The sequence below is a fragment of the Salinimicrobium sp. CAU 1759 genome (genome assembly GCF_054482715.1).
In genome coordinates, this window is the sequence record NZ_JBTLRK010000001.1 from 2,331,010 (window position 1) to 2,344,857 (window position 13,848).

The following is a 13,848-nucleotide window of genomic DNA, read 5'->3' on the forward strand; positions in this document are numbered from 1 at the left end:
TTTCTACGAAATGTTACTCAAACTATTCACTTTTTTAAAAGAAAGTTCTTGAGCTGGTCGATCGCTTATTCCTGAGTTTTCGGCTTTAAGTTATTTATATCCTGCGGCCTGCAGATTGAATAATTCGGAGTACAATTTATTGTTTTGCATAAGTTCCTCGTGAGTTCCAATTTCCAGCACGGCTCCATCTTTTAAGACCATTATCCTGTCGGCAATTCTCACTGTACTAAATCGGTGGGAAATGATCACAGCCGTTTTTCCTTCTGTAAGTTTAATAAATCTGTCAAAGGCTTCAGTCTCGGCACGGGCGTCCAGGGCCGAGGTTGGTTCGTCGAGAATAAGAACTTCTGCATCTTTCATGTAAGCTCTTGCAATAGCTATCTTTTGCCACTGCCCTCCCGAAAGATCTTTTCCTTGTTTGAACCTCTTGCCTAACTGCTGATCATAGCCAAATGGAAGGTCTTGCACCACCTGATCTGCAAGACTTTTTCGGGCTGCACCTTCGATCCTGCCCTGATCCTCGATTTTGGTGATCTCTCCCATGGCAATGTTCTCGCGAAGAGTAAGTTCAAACTTCACAAAATCCTGAAATATCACTCCGAAGTATTTTTGATAAGCTGTCCTGTCAAATTGTTTGATAGGCACCCCGTCCAAAAGGATCTCCCCTTCGGTAGGTTCGTAGAACTGAAGCAAAAGTTTTATTAAGGTGGTTTTTCCCGCACCATTTTCCCCTACAAAAGCTAGCTTCTCCCCCGCCTTCAAATTGAAGTTGATGTTTCTCACCACCCACTTTTCAGACTTCGGATATTTGAAGCCGACATTATTAAAGCTGAAACCGTCTTTTATCTGCTCCGGAAGTGGTTTTGTTCCTCCCGCATCGGGATCATGGTAGGTGAGATCGAGAAAATCAAAGTAATCCTGCAGGTAAAGTGCTGTTTCTGTAATTATGGTAAACCTTGTAAAAAACCCCTGAAGTTTTTGCCTTAGTCGGTTAAATGATCCCGAAAGGAAGGTGAGATCACCAAGTGTGAACACGCCAAGAACAGTCCTAAAGATGATAAGAGCGTATGCTCCGTAATAGGCCGAGGTTCCAATAATATTAAAAAAAGAACCCCATCCCGCACGCTGCTTTGCCAGCTTTTTGCTCTGTTGGTAATATTGATCGGACAAGCCTTTGAACCGGTTGGCAAGGTAGTCTGAAAGTCCGAAGAGCTTCACTTCTTTAGCAGTCACATCACTGGCCCCTGCATACCTCAAGTAATCCAGCTCCCGTCTTTCCTGTGTCCAGCTTCGGGCAAGGGAATAACTGGTCCCACTGAATTTTATCTCATTGATCATGGTAGGAATAATGGAGACCACGAGCAATATGATGAGCCAGGGTTCAAAAGCCACAACCCCTACCAGCAAGGAAGCGATGACAATAATATCTTCTGCCTGGGTGAGAATATTTGACATAAGCCCTACTCTCCCGGTTGTTTGTTGGCGGGCCCTTTCCAGCTTATCATAAAATTCTGAATCCTCCAGCTCGTCCAGATTCACTTCGGAAGTCTTCTTGATGATCCTTACCGATGTATCTATGGAATACTGATCTCCCAGGAGGGCATCACTCAGGCTTATGGCACGGCTAAGCAGGTCGGAAAGGACGGCCAGGGCGAATTCGGCAGCAACCAGTGCCCAGAGTCGGTCGAGATCCTTTACATCAGCAGCTATTTGCAGTACTACCTCATCAATGATCAATTTTCCCACCCAAAGCATGAGCACTGGCAAAATTGCATTCACCAGGCGACAAAGTACATTGATATAAAAAAGCCGCGGATTTACCTTCCTGATCTCCCCGAAAAACCTGGGAACAAACTTAAGGGAGATGAAGCTTTCTCTAAATTTGTATCTATTTGGTTCAAGGGATCGTTGGGGTCTTGGCAAAATATCTTAAATTTTGTTGATGCATACTTTTAAGCACCTTCAAAAATAGCCTTTTTGAAACAGATTATTTTTGCCCTTCACTTTCCGGGTACAGCCACTGAAATGCTTCAGGAAATTCGCTGCTCCAAAAAGCTTCATTGTGCTGCCCGTCTTTCACCAGCTTCACCTTTAGGTTTTCCTCCAATACTCCACGCTTTAACAGGATCTGTTTCATTTTCATAAGATGTGCTACCATTTCCTCACTTTCTGCAGTGCCGCCTACGAAATAGAATCTGGTGTTTTCCGGTATTTGAGAGGCTTCAGCAAAATCAAAGATCTTTTCACTGAACCAGAAGGAGGGTGAAAACACTCCGACTTTTCCGAATGTTTCAGGATATTTTAGTGCAGCATAAAAAGAAATGAGCCCGCCAAGAGATGATCCTGCCACGGCTGTATTTTCAGCTTCGGGAATGGTTCTGTAAGTGGTGTCAATATGAGGCTTCAAGGTATTTACCAGGAAATCAACATATGCTGCTCCCTGCCCTCCACCATACCTCTCATTGGGAAAAGGTGTGAGTTCGGAAATCCTTTTGTCATTACCATGATCTATACCTACCACGATCACTTTTTGCCCTTTTTGAGCCTGCATAAACTCGTCCACCTGCCATTCTGCTGCAAAAGCGGTGGCGGTATCGAATAGATTTTGTGCATCATGCATATAAAGCACGGGATATTTTTCCTCTGTCTCTGCATAATCTACAGGAAGATGTATTCGAATGGTTCTAAGGCTATCGAGACCGGGAGCTTCTATTTCCAAAATTTCGATTTCTGACCTTTCAGGAGGCTGCTGTGCCATGGCTGAATAGGTTACAGAAAAAAGAATCAGGAAAATGACATTTTTAAAAAGCATAACTAAAGGTTTCTAAGGATCCAAAAGGAGATGATGATGAATAGAATCAGAACTATGGCATTTCTTCCGAAGAAAAATCGTCGGAGTTTTTCCACTTTTTGAGAAGAAATAAAACCACGATCGATAATGGCACCTGCCACAACATAGGGCAGGGAAATGATAAGCAAAGGATTATACGAATAGGCAGTTTGTATTTGCAGGTTGAGCAGGTGATGTAATGCTCGTTGAGATCCACAGCCGGGACACAGTAATCCTGTTATTGAATGAAATGGGCAGGAAGGAAATATGTTTGCCACGGCTGGATCAAAAACAGCATAGACCACTACCAGCCCAAGAAAAAGTAAGGCCAGAGCTCCATTTCGTATGTGAACTCTAAGAATCAAGGGCGATGGCAAATACCATTACTACAGCATAAATGACTATAACAGCAACTCCAATCCAGAACCCGATCTGAGTCCACTTTCCTGCCTCCTTTGAGCTTCTTACCGCCCCTTCATAGTCTCCACAGCTATAACGGGTCTCTACCCGGGCTGCGTTCACAATGCCAGCAATTCCAAACGGCAAACAACAGAAAAGCGTTACCAGGATTGATTCAACCAGCCAGGTGCGGGGAAGTTTTCGGTCTCCGGAATAATTATAGGACCGGGATGAGGAAGCAGAAGCTGCAGACTCTGTTGGAGGTGGATCATCACTACGAGAATCCTGCAGTTCGGGATATTCAGAAGCAGGGATCCATTTCTCCCGCGGATGATGCCACACCAGAGTTTTCCGGTTCAGGTGTTTTGCTTTTAATTCTTCAAGTGAAAAAGGACCATGCTTTTCGAGCCCGTCGGAGTAGTAATACTGTGTCATCCCGTAAAATATTATCGTCTAATTTAGTTAATTAATTGATAATATACCAGCCATGAAAGCCTGCAACGGCCCCAGATACTGTTATTAGATTAAGGATCAACAGCACTCAATGTGGGCGACGCATTATTCTAAAAGCTCTTCCTACATCTTGTGAAATAAAAAGAATTAAGGATTAACAAAATAAGTACTCATTATTCCTTATACTTTGAAAAGTCAGGATTCTTCTTTGTTTCCTTTGATCGGTTCACCTTCTGCCAGGTGAAAATGATCCAGACTAAAAATGAAAGTGGCCCAGATAAAAGCCAGGATAACAGCTACTGTATAGCTTAAGGGACGACCTAAATAATAGCCCATTAAAAAGTCGGTCATTATGGGAACGGCTCCAATGGGAAAAATACCCACCACTGCCAAAAGGATCCTTCTTTGGGCATCTACAGTCAATTTTACTCCACAGTTCCTGCATTCCCAGGCAGAAAAGACATTCTGAAAAAAATGCTTGCGAAGATGTAGCCAAAAGGAATATTTATAACCGCAATTTGGGCAGGATCTTACTTTCATCAATTAAACAATTACCTAAAGGTTAAATTTAGTGTAAATTTTGAACGCCATAGAAGAGTTTCAGAAAAAATCCTCCTTCTGTTTTGAACAGGAGCATTTTGAAGATACTTACTTTAAGGTTTCCTCCAGCCACTTAAAGAATTCCTTTTGCCAGACCAAGGCATTCTGCGGAGTTAAGATCCAGTGGTTCTCCATAGGAAAATACAGTAACCTGCTCCTTAGTCCTTTAAGTTGTGCGGCTTGAAATGCTTCCAATCCCTGCCCTACAGGTACACGAAAATCTTTTCCACCCTGCACGATCATAATTGGGGTATCCCATTGATCTACAAAATTTATAGGATTAAACTCAGTATATGCTTTTGGAACAGGATCCTGCCAGTATGGACCGCCAAGATCTTTATTTACGAAAAATAATTCTTCTGTAGTTCCATACATACTTCGGGTATTGAAGATCCCGTCATGTGCAATAAAAGTCTTAAATCGTCCTTCATGCTTACCAGCCAGGAAAAACACAGAATAACCTCCATAGCTGGCACCTACGGCGCCTATCCTTGCTTTGTCGACAAATGGCTCCTGGCTCACAGCATCAATAGCCGATAGATAATCACGGATATTCTGTCCACCCCAGTCCCCACTTATTTGCTCATTCCATTCTACGCCATACCCGGGCATCCCTCTCCTGTTTGGTGCCACTACTATATATCCGTTAGCTGCCATCAACTGGAAATTCCACCTAAAGGAGTAGAACTGTGACAAAGGAGATTGAGGCCCTCCTTGCAGATATAGTAGCGTAGGATACTTTTTGTTTGGATCAAAATCGGGCGGATAGATCACCCAGGTAAGCATCTCCTTACCATCGGTAGTAGGGATCATTCTCTTTTCTACTTTACTTAAGTTGATACTATCATAGAAGTCATCATTGACATGGGTAAGTTGAGTAAGATTTCCAGATTTCACATCCACAGTATAGATCTCAGCCGCATGGTTCATGTCTGTTCTTGTAACGACCAATGTATTGCCCGATTGCCCCACTATTCCGGTAATATCGAATTGTCCTTCGGTGATCTGTTTCACTCCAGGATTTCTTTTACTGAAAGGATTAAGTTCAAAAACCTGCTTTGTTCCCATTATGGGTGCCACAAAATAGATCTTTTGACCATCACTACTCCAAATGAAACTACTCACTGTTCCATCCCAGGCTGCAGTAAGATTTGTCTTTTTTCCATCCTGGAAAATAATAATATCATTCTTGTCGGCCTCATAACCCGGCTCATCCATTTGTAGATAGGCGAGCACCCCATCTTTAGAAAAGGCAGGTTGAGTATCATAACCTTCATTCTCTTCAGTTAGGTTTGAAGTGGTCTTCGTTGCAAGGTCGTAGACATAAATATCTGTGTTTGTGCTTACAGCATAATCCCTACCCTTCACTTTCTTCGAAACGTAGTAAACTTTGGTGCCATCGTTATTCCAAATATAATCCTCAGGGCCTCCAAAAGGCTGTAAAGGTGTATCATGGGGTTCTCCTGCCATTATATCCCGCTCTTCCCCACTCGAAAGATCTTTGAGCAACAAATGGCTGTAATTTCCATCTTCCCAGGTGTCCCAATGCCTGTAGTTGAGATCGTCATAGATATAGACATCAGATTTTTTCAGCTCGGGGTAAAAGTCTTCTCCTGTCACCGGCTCTACCTCCACCTCTCTTGGAACTATTCGCCATTTTCCTGAAACTGAGGTTTTGCCATCACTATAAATGCTGTCTGTATTATTAATTGGAACAGGCTCTCCACCTCTCAGCGGAATAACAAAAGTTTGAGAGGTTCCGGTGTTCTCAGCCACATCATATGAACGGGTTCGGTAGATCACCTTTTGCCCATCATTAGTCAACCCCACTGCCGAAACTCTCTCGAGAGTCCATAGCTTCTCTGGCGTCATCACTTGTCCAGTTACAGAAAAACTGAAGCATAAGAATACGGAAAACAATAGGAATCTGGTCATGGATACGAAGTATTAGTCGGTTTAGAATTTTTAATGGTTCCAAAAATGACATTTTTGGAACCTCAGCTAAAATTAAAAAAATCAGAAAGATTTGTAACTGAAAAATTTCTATTTCTGTACGGTGCCGGGTATTCTAAACAGGAGGACTTTCTCCATTTCTTTTGGCAGATAAATTTCCCCTGTTAACCGAAGCCCAAGCTTCTTAAGTAGGTTTTGGGAAGCAATGTTTTCTTTGGAAGTTACACCGGCCACGTCATAGATCTTTAGGTCTTCCTCTGCCATTTTCAATAACCTGCCCGCAGCTTCAAAGGCATAGCCCTGCCTTTCATGTTCAGGAAGAAAAGCAAAACCAATATCAAGACCTTCAACTCCTTCCCTGTCATACAATCCACAGGTGCCAATTTTTGCTCCGTCCACTTTTCTTATAACGGTATTGGTTGACACTCCTGATCTTTCCAGCTGCGGAAGCATTCTCATTACAATATAATCTTCAGCATCTTTAACGCAGGTAAGATTTCTATTCCCAATATACCTCAACCATTTGGGTGTATTGAACAGTTCAAATATAAAAGCAGCATCTTCTATGCTTGTAGGCCGCAAGTAGAGACGTTTGGTTTCGTAGATCTTTTGAAGACCCATAATCACTATAGAGAGGTGTGTTTAAAAATAATCTAACTTCTACTACCCGGTCTGAAATATGGCTGAAATGTGCGCCTTCTTTTCAACTGAAAATCTTTTCTAAGTATGAAATACAGAATAGAACCAATTACCGGAAAAAAGATGATCACCAGGATCCATGCAAATTTCCATCTGCTTTTTCTAAAGGTTGAAAAAATAAGATCTAGTAGTGTCCATACCCAGAAAAGGATAAAGATGAAGAGAGCACCAAAAATGAAAAAAGTTTCCACAGGGTTATCCTAATGTACTGGAGATTTGAGGTTGTAATCTCTCCAGGTATAGATTTAATCTTTTTAAAGATTCCCTGTCAATAAAATCTTTTTCGATGCGCATTGATTGGTTGTGAGTCTCGATCTTGTAACTATTCACATATTTCTTCACCCGCTTAATATCGGCAACAGCAATACTTTTTGGTATGATACTATGTCTTACGAGCTTATCTTCCTGTATGGTAAGATATTGATAGGTTTGACGATAGTAGGACGTTCCCGCCTGTAGAACTCCTAAAAAGATCCACAAATAGCTAAAGATGGAACTACTGTTAATGTAAACGGCAAATATACCCAGCCCTATCATGGTTAAGCCGTAACCATAGTTATTCCTGATGAGACTTCTGCAATATCTTATTTTCATGATCTGCCTGTTTAAGTGAGACTTTTACTAAGCAAGTCGTGTTAAATTTTTAACAAGATATAAAGAACAAAATTAATAACCGAATGAATTAAAGAAAACCTGCTTCACCATAAATCCAAAGATTCTCCAACTCCCGTTACTTCCCGAAAGAAGGAATAAAAAATAAATTACTATTTTGAACGACTAAATCTAATCTTATCATATGTTTTCAAAAAAATACCTACTTGTATTTTTCACAGCCTTTGCGGCCAATTCCCAGACTGTAGACAATGAAATTATGGAGAAAGCCCGCCAAATACACGAGGAAGTCATTACCATTGATACTCATAATGATATCAATACAAAGAACTTTACCATTAATAGAAATTACACTCAGGACCTCGAGACACAGGTAAACCTTCCAAAAATGGAAAAAGGAGGTGTGGATGTTACCTGGCTCATCGTTTATACCGGACAGGAAGAACTCACGCCCGCGGGATATAAAGCTGCTCACGAGCAGGCTATGACAAAGTTTGATGCAATCCACCGGCTAGTGGATGAAATTGCCCCGGGTGAAATAGGACTTGCTACTACAAGTGAAGAGGTACGGAAACTGGTGGCCGAAGGAAAAAAGGTGGCAATGATTGGAGTTGAAAATGGGTATCCCATAGGAACCGATCTTGGCAATGTGAAAAAGTTCTATGATCTGGGAGCAAGATATATGTCACTTTCTCATAACGGGCACAGTCAACTCTGTGATTCAAATACTGGTGAAGCCGGAGATCAATGGTTACACGGAGGTTTAAGTGAACTTGGGAAACGCGTGGTAAAAGAAATGAATCGACTGGGAATGATAATCGATATTTCCCACCCTTCAAAAGAAGCAATTCGGCAGATGATCGAGCTTTCAAAAGCTCCATTGATCGCCTCTCACTCTTCTGCCCGGACCTTGTGCAACCACAGCCGCAATCTTGATGACGAACAACTGGAATGGTTAAAACAGAATGGCGGAGTAATACAAACGGTAGCCTTTGATTCTTATCTCAATACCGAAAAGCACAGTGCGTATGAGGAAGCGGTGAATAAAATTTATCAAGAGATAGCAGAGAGAATTGGTTTTAAGATCCTGCCAAGAGATGAAGTGAGAAAAATGGAGAACGAACAACAGGAAGCCTATTACGAAGAATACAGGAGAGTACGAAAACTGGCACAACCTAAGGTCCAGAAATTAAAGGATAAGGTACCGCCAGTTGATGTTAAAGACTTTGTTGACCACATTGACTACCTGGTGAAGAGAATTGGAATAGACCATGTAGGGATAAGTTCAGATTTTGATGGAGGTGGGGGTGTAGAAGGTTGGAGTGACGCTTCACAAACCTTTAATGTTACTCTGGAACTGGTAAAGAGAGGCTATACCAAAGATGAAATTGCAAAGCTTTGGGGCGAGAATTTATTAAGAGTATTAGATGAAGTACAGGCTGTGGCACAACAGCTTCAGGAAAAACAATAATCCGCTTTATCGCCAATAAATAAAGAAAGAGGGTTCGATAACATGACCCTCTTTCTTTTTTTAAAATGCAGTTATAATTCTAATATCCTACGTCAGGCTTAAAATCGCTGGAAGTAACAGTTATAATTCCGGCCGCTCCAATAACAGGAACACCATAATTAACTAATCTTGATGCGCTTCTGTTCTTGAGATATACAGCAAGAATTTCTTCTTTTTGAAATTTGATCCTTACATTCTTTCCATCCGGCTCCTGTGAACGCCCATTTAGCATCTTCACCGTATCAGAGTTCCTGCCGGCAATACCCACCAATACATCTCCTTCCCGGTATAAGCTCTTTAGCTCAAAGGATTTATTGTCTTTGGTCACCACTCTCACCCTGTCCTGAGACTCTACAGCTTCGCTTATCGTTCCAGGTCCCGTATGATAAACATTGCAGCTGTACAGGGAAAAAATAAAGAATGATAGAATTGCCGGGACCAGTGTAAGTTTAAATCTTTTCATAACAAAAAATTTAGGTGATTAATAAAATACGATGTCGGAACTTATCCTGGGGAAATAAGCAATTCTTAAGAACGGGGAAGTTCTTGCGAGGGCAAGATTCTTAGAGGGGAAAGCAAAACAACTGAAATATAAAATTAAAATAAATAATCTAATACATCATGAATTAATCGGAAAAAACCCACAAAAACCATGATTTTAAAACAATCATTTAACACAATAATTGCTGTTGCAGCTTAGAATAATTTCTAAGAAACAGAGGCACGAAAGGAAATACAATTATTTAGAATTTCTAACCTTTTTATCCCACCATACGAAGACAACGAAAAGGACCAAACTAATCAATGAAGCCCATACAAGTCCGGTTTTGAGGCGTTCGTAATTACCACCCAGGTAAGCTATGAAGATGATCAAAGGAGAGATCCCGATCATAGTAGCTCCTATAAATTTCCAATAACCCATCTTTAGCACTCCTCCAACGAAACTTATAGCATCATTGGAAAGGAAGGGGCTAAGCCTTACCACGATTACTGTCCAAAAGCCATAGTCCTCAATAAAGTCGGATATCTTCTTTTCGTTCTTATGCCCAATTAATTTCTCTACGATTACAGGCCCAAAATAACGGCCAATAAAATATCCAATACTGGAGGCAACGAAGACAGCAATGAAAAGAATCGCAGCTCCTAACCATGGTCCATAGGCGAGTACCGTCACCACCATAAGCAGAGGGGTGGGGATTACTATCAGGAACATTTGCAGGACCATGGTGATCACAATAACAAGCGGTCCAAACCATCCAAACTGTGATACCCATTGCCTGGTACGCTGTTCATCGCCGCTGGTGAGTGCACTCCAGCCATTATTGAGAAATTCCTGCACCTGCGGAATGAAAAAATAACTCAGCACTAAGGCTGCAATAATAAAAAGGGAGATATAAAGTGGAGCTTTACTCTGTTTGACCGAAGGCGTTTCAACAGGATCTGGCATAGAACTATTTGTGATTTAGAGTTACACGGTGAATCGTTGCAGGTCTTCCTTCATTTGAAATATACAGTCTGCCCGAAGCATCAAAAGTGAGACCTTCAGGCTGCGGAAATAATTCCCTGCTAAGAACGTGTAGTGCTTTTGCTTTTCCGTCGGGATCCAATATTAGCAATTTTGGTTCCCGTGCCTCGAGAATGAGGATCTCCCCGGTTGAAGGATCAACGGCAACTTCTGAAGGAAAGAAGGTATCTTCCGCATTTTTTTTTCTTATATCATCAAATAATTGCTCTTGAAAGGTCAGACTAAAGACCGGAGTCTTTTGCATTTTCATTGAAGGTAGCTCTACCGCGTAAATACCCTTTTGATTTTTAGAATTAGGGTCTTCTGCCTTGACAGCTATCAAAAGTCTGTTTTTTGCTGCTTCATAGAATAATCCCTCTGTGTCATTTTTGGAAGACAGGAAGGTTTTGAAGATCTCTGTACGGGCATCTTCCATAAAATCGGCTATCCTGTAGACCGTTCCGTTGCTTTCAAGAACATAAGCAGTATTATCCTGGATACTTATTCCCTCATAATCTCCCCCGCCTGCAAATTTTATCTCACGCTCAAGGCTGGAGGTCTCGAGATTGTAAATAAAAATACTTCCCTTCTCATCCTGAATGCAGGCGATTCTATTGGGTGGCAAAAATGCAATTCCTGAAACCTCATTTAGAATTGAGGGCAACTTCCAGGTCTTATTAATTGTAACTGAAGATGAGATGGTAGACCGGTATTTTTTAGCTTCCCCCACAAAGGTGTAAACGAATACCAGGATCACCAGTGCTAATCCACCCGTAATTAAGAAAACGACCTTTTTATGGCTCATCTTTTCCATTTTCTTTAAAATTAGGGAATTTAGGCGGCTGCCAAAAAGATTTAAACTTTCCTTCAAGAATATTAGGAGGGATTTATGAAGTTGAAAATCCTAAAGTTTTTCAAACTTCAGGAATAATATTTGTAAGTCTTCGTTTCTTTGGCAGACACTTAACCTATGAATTTGAAAAATGTGAAGTTGACACCCCTCAGGAAATGGGTGTTGGGTGCTTTATTGGGAATATTCCTCTTCTTCGGGGCATTTTACCTAAGTATATATTGGGGATGGTGGGGAAAGATCCCAAGCAGTTCAGAGCTGCAGGACCTACAGCAAAACGAAGCCACAGAAATATTTTCTTCTGAAGGTAAACTTATAGGTAAATATTACATTTTTGACAGGCAACCGGTTCTCTACGATGAACTACCTCAACATTTAATTGATGCTTTAATTGCTACCGAAGATGTTAGATTTTATGAGCACTCGGGCATAGATAACCGAAGCCTGTTACGGGTTTTCTTTAAGACCATTTTAATGGGGGATGAATCTTCGGGAGGCGGAAGTACCATTACCCTACAGCTTGCAAAGAACCTTTTTGGAAGAAAGGATTACGGGCATTTGAGCATCGTGATAAATAAACTTAGAGAGGCTGTAATTGCGCAACGCCTGGAGGACATTTATTCAAAAGAAGAGATCATTGGCCTCTATTTTAATACTGTTCCTTTTAGCGACAATACCTACGGCATAGAAAGTGCAGCCATGAAATTCTTCAGTACTCCTGCCAAAGACCTTGAACTCGAGGAAGCAGCAACCCTGGTAGGCTCGTTAAAGGCAAACCATTACTACAATCCCCGTCTCTTTCCAGAAAGAAGCCTGGAACGTCGTAATGTGGTGTTGTCACAAATGAACAAATACGGCTACTTACCTTCCGAGGAATATGTGAAATACCGGTCAAAGCCGTTAGATCTGGATTACCAGTATTTCAGCAACAATGAAGGCATTGCCCCTTATTTCAGATCTCAGTTGAAAAAAGAAGTTGAAAAGATCCTTGACACGCTCAAAAATGAAAATGGAGAACCGTACAACTTATATCGTGACGGGTTGCAACTCCATACTACCATAGACTATGAAATGCAGGAACTTGCCGAGGAAGCTATGGAGGAACACATGAGCAGCTTACAAAAGCAGTTTGAAAAAGCTTATGGAAAAAGAGCTCCTTGGCTTAGAGATGACTTGCTACAGGAGGCACTGGAAGAAAGTGAGCAGTATAAAAATTTATCAGCTGCCGGTTGGAGCAGGGAAAACATAATGGACTCGCTTCACCGCAAAACTGATATGGAATTATTCGACTGGGGCCAGAAAAAATTGACTCAGGCGAGTATAGCCGATAGCCTTCAGCACTACATGAAATTCCTGAATATGGGTATGATCAACATGAAACCTTCCACCGGTGCTGTAAAATCCTGGGTGGGAGGTATAAATCATAAATACTTCAAATACGATCACGTAGCTCAAAGCCGAAGACAAATTGGTTCCACCTTCAAGCCTGTGGTTTATACTGCAGCCGTAGAAGCGGGTATAGACCCCTGCACCTATTACTCCATAAGGGAAGTCACCTATGAAGGAGGATGGACTCCTTCCAACTCCGGCAGGGAGGAGGAAGATCCTTACATGAATTATTCTATGGCCTATGCTCTGGCCAATTCAATCAATACCATAGCAGTAAAAGTACTTTTTGACGTAGGACTGGGGAATGTACTCACACAGGCGAAAAAGATGATGTTTCCTGAAGATCTACCTGCCTACCCTTCAATTGCATTGGGAACAGCAGAGATGAGCGCATCTGAATTGTCCTCCTCCTTTTCCAGTTATTTAAACAAGGGAAAAGCTGCAAAACCTTATTATCTAACCAAAATAGAAGATAAACACGGAAATATAATTGCCGAATTCAAACCTGAAATTGCGGCCCAACCAGCTTTCTCTAATACTACTGCCCAGATAATGATCGAAATGATGAAGGGTACTGTAAATAATGGTACGGCTGCAAGATTGAGATATAATTATCAACTTCCAAATGATATTGCCGGCAAAACAGGAACCACACAAAACAACCGGGATGGATGGTTTGTTGGAATAACTCCCAACCTGGTCTCTGTCACCTGGGCAGGTACCGATGATGCCCGAATTGGTTTTCCTTCTACTCATATTGGACAGGGAGCGAATTCAGCTTTACCGGCTTTTGCGTTACTTATGCAAAAAATGAATGCAGATCCTCAGTTCAAGGAGATCACAGAGGCTAAATTTCCGGCTCCCTCCCCTACTGTTCAAATGATGCTTGCCTGTGAACCTGAAAGGAGGGATAATTTTATGGAGCGGCTATTTACAAAGGCCGACTCTCCCAGGAGAGGCCAAAAGGAAGAAAAGAAAGGATTCTTTAAAAAGATCAAAGGACTTTTTAAGAAAAAGAATTAGGGGAAGTACAGAAGGATTTACGTAGC

At 41.5% G+C, this 13,848-nt stretch carries 14 protein-coding genes; 2 read left to right on the plus strand and 12 right to left on the minus strand.

Annotated elements, in window-relative coordinates:
- Nucleotides 1-90 precede the first annotated feature (90 nt).
- The 9 genes from ACXYMT_RS10480 to ACXYMT_RS10520 form a co-directional block, all read right to left on the minus strand.
- Entirely contained in the window at nt 91-1,923 is a 1,833-nt protein-coding gene (locus ACXYMT_RS10480) for an ABC transporter ATP-binding protein (protein WP_459059027.1), read from the minus strand.
- A gap of 64 nt (nt 1,924-1,987) precedes the next feature.
- Nucleotides 1,988-2,812, minus strand: a complete 825-nt coding sequence (locus ACXYMT_RS10485) for an alpha/beta hydrolase (protein WP_459059028.1) — start codon at nt 2,810-2,812, stop codon at nt 1,988-1,990.
- Nucleotides 2,813-2,814: 2 nt separating this feature from the next.
- Nucleotides 2,815-3,195 carry a DUF2752 domain-containing protein gene (locus ACXYMT_RS10490; protein ID WP_459059029.1) on the minus strand — a complete coding sequence of 127 codons (381 nt, stop codon included), beginning with the start codon at nt 3,193-3,195 and terminating at the stop codon, nt 2,815-2,817.
- Complete coding sequence (locus ACXYMT_RS10495) at nt 3,185-3,664, minus strand: CD225/dispanin family protein (RefSeq protein WP_459059030.1); 480 nt, start codon at nt 3,662-3,664, stop codon at nt 3,185-3,187. The genes ACXYMT_RS10490 and ACXYMT_RS10495 overlap by 11 nt, the downstream gene beginning before the upstream one ends.
- Nucleotides 3,665-3,877: 213 nt before the next feature.
- The gene (locus tag ACXYMT_RS10500; RefSeq protein ID WP_459059031.1) at nt 3,878-4,222 is read right to left on the minus strand and encodes a hypothetical protein; all 345 of its coding nucleotides are present in this window, start codon (nt 4,220-4,222) and stop codon (nt 3,878-3,880) included.
- A 108-nt stretch (nt 4,223-4,330) separates the two neighbouring features.
- The gene (locus tag ACXYMT_RS10505; protein WP_459059032.1) at nt 4,331-6,217 is read right to left on the minus strand and encodes a S9 family peptidase; all 1,887 of its coding nucleotides are present in this window, start codon (nt 6,215-6,217) and stop codon (nt 4,331-4,333) included.
- 108 nt (nt 6,218-6,325) lie between these two features.
- A complete protein-coding gene (locus ACXYMT_RS10510; protein WP_459059033.1) occupies nt 6,326-6,856 on the minus strand; it encodes a GNAT family N-acetyltransferase in 531 nt (176 codons plus the stop codon).
- Between the two features lie 32 nt (nt 6,857-6,888).
- Nucleotides 6,889-7,125 (minus strand): PLDc N-terminal domain-containing protein, encoded by a 237-nt coding sequence (locus ACXYMT_RS10515; protein ID WP_459059034.1) that lies wholly within the window; start codon nt 7,123-7,125, stop codon nt 6,889-6,891.
- Nucleotides 7,126-7,129: 4 nt separating this feature from the next.
- Complete coding sequence (locus ACXYMT_RS10520; protein ID WP_459059035.1) at nt 7,130-7,528, minus strand: hypothetical protein; 399 nt, start codon at nt 7,526-7,528, stop codon at nt 7,130-7,132.
- 202 nt (nt 7,529-7,730) lie between these two features.
- Here ACXYMT_RS10520 and ACXYMT_RS10525 point away from each other — a divergent pair, with 202 nt between their 5' ends.
- Nucleotides 7,731-9,017, plus strand: a complete 1,287-nt coding sequence (locus ACXYMT_RS10525) for a dipeptidase (RefSeq protein WP_459059036.1) — start codon at nt 7,731-7,733, stop codon at nt 9,015-9,017.
- A gap of 79 nt (nt 9,018-9,096) precedes the next feature.
- On the opposite strand, the gene ACXYMT_RS10530 is transcribed toward ACXYMT_RS10525, so the two are convergent.
- The 3 genes from ACXYMT_RS10530 to ACXYMT_RS10540 form a co-directional block, all read right to left on the minus strand.
- Nucleotides 9,097-9,519 carry a hypothetical protein gene (locus ACXYMT_RS10530; RefSeq protein ID WP_459059037.1) on the minus strand — a complete coding sequence of 141 codons (423 nt, stop codon included), beginning with the start codon at nt 9,517-9,519 and terminating at the stop codon, nt 9,097-9,099.
- A 276-nt stretch (nt 9,520-9,795) separates the two neighbouring features.
- Nucleotides 9,796-10,503, minus strand: a complete 708-nt coding sequence (locus tag ACXYMT_RS10535; protein ID WP_459059038.1) for a TVP38/TMEM64 family protein — start codon at nt 10,501-10,503, stop codon at nt 9,796-9,798.
- Nucleotides 10,504-10,507: 4 nt separating this feature from the next.
- Nucleotides 10,508-11,365 (minus strand): SdiA-regulated domain-containing protein, encoded by an 858-nt coding sequence (locus ACXYMT_RS10540; RefSeq protein ID WP_459059039.1) that lies wholly within the window; start codon nt 11,363-11,365, stop codon nt 10,508-10,510.
- A gap of 165 nt (nt 11,366-11,530) precedes the next feature.
- Between ACXYMT_RS10540 and ACXYMT_RS10545 the strand changes: the two genes are divergently transcribed.
- Nucleotides 11,531-13,822 carry a transglycosylase domain-containing protein gene (locus tag ACXYMT_RS10545; RefSeq protein WP_459059040.1) on the plus strand — a complete coding sequence of 764 codons (2,292 nt, stop codon included), beginning with the start codon at nt 11,531-11,533 and terminating at the stop codon, nt 13,820-13,822.
- The last annotated feature ends 26 nt before the right edge of the window (nt 13,823-13,848 follow it).

Bases quoted from the DNA above. Each gene is read 5' to 3' on its own strand.
- ACXYMT_RS10485 (WP_459059028.1), bottom strand. From the start codon at position 2,812: ATGCTTTTTAAAAATGTCATTTTCCTGATTCTTTTTTCTGTAACCTAT.
- ACXYMT_RS10495 (WP_459059030.1), bottom strand. From the start codon at position 3,664: ATGACACAGTATTACTACTCCGACGGGCTCGAAAAGCATGGTCCTTTT.
- ACXYMT_RS10500 (WP_459059031.1), bottom strand. From the start codon at position 4,222: ATGAAAGTAAGATCCTGCCCAAATTGCGGTTATAAATATTCCTTTTGG.
- ACXYMT_RS10505 (WP_459059032.1), bottom strand. From the start codon at position 6,217: ATGACCAGATTCCTATTGTTTTCCGTATTCTTATGCTTCAGTTTTTCT.
- ACXYMT_RS10510 (WP_459059033.1), bottom strand. From the start codon at position 6,856: ATGGGTCTTCAAAAGATCTACGAAACCAAACGTCTCTACTTGCGGCCT.
- ACXYMT_RS10520 (WP_459059035.1), bottom strand. From the start codon at position 7,528: ATGAAAATAAGATATTGCAGAAGTCTCATCAGGAATAACTATGGTTAC.
- ACXYMT_RS10525 (WP_459059036.1), top strand. From the start codon at position 7,731: ATGTTTTCAAAAAAATACCTACTTGTATTTTTCACAGCCTTTGCGGCC.
- ACXYMT_RS10530 (WP_459059037.1), bottom strand. From the start codon at position 9,519: ATGAAAAGATTTAAACTTACACTGGTCCCGGCAATTCTATCATTCTTT.
- ACXYMT_RS10535 (WP_459059038.1), bottom strand. From the start codon at position 10,503: ATGCCAGATCCTGTTGAAACGCCTTCGGTCAAACAGAGTAAAGCTCCA.
- ACXYMT_RS10540 (WP_459059039.1), bottom strand. From the start codon at position 11,365: ATGAGCCATAAAAAGGTCGTTTTCTTAATTACGGGTGGATTAGCACTG.
- ACXYMT_RS10545 (WP_459059040.1), top strand. From the start codon at position 11,531: ATGAATTTGAAAAATGTGAAGTTGACACCCCTCAGGAAATGGGTGTTG.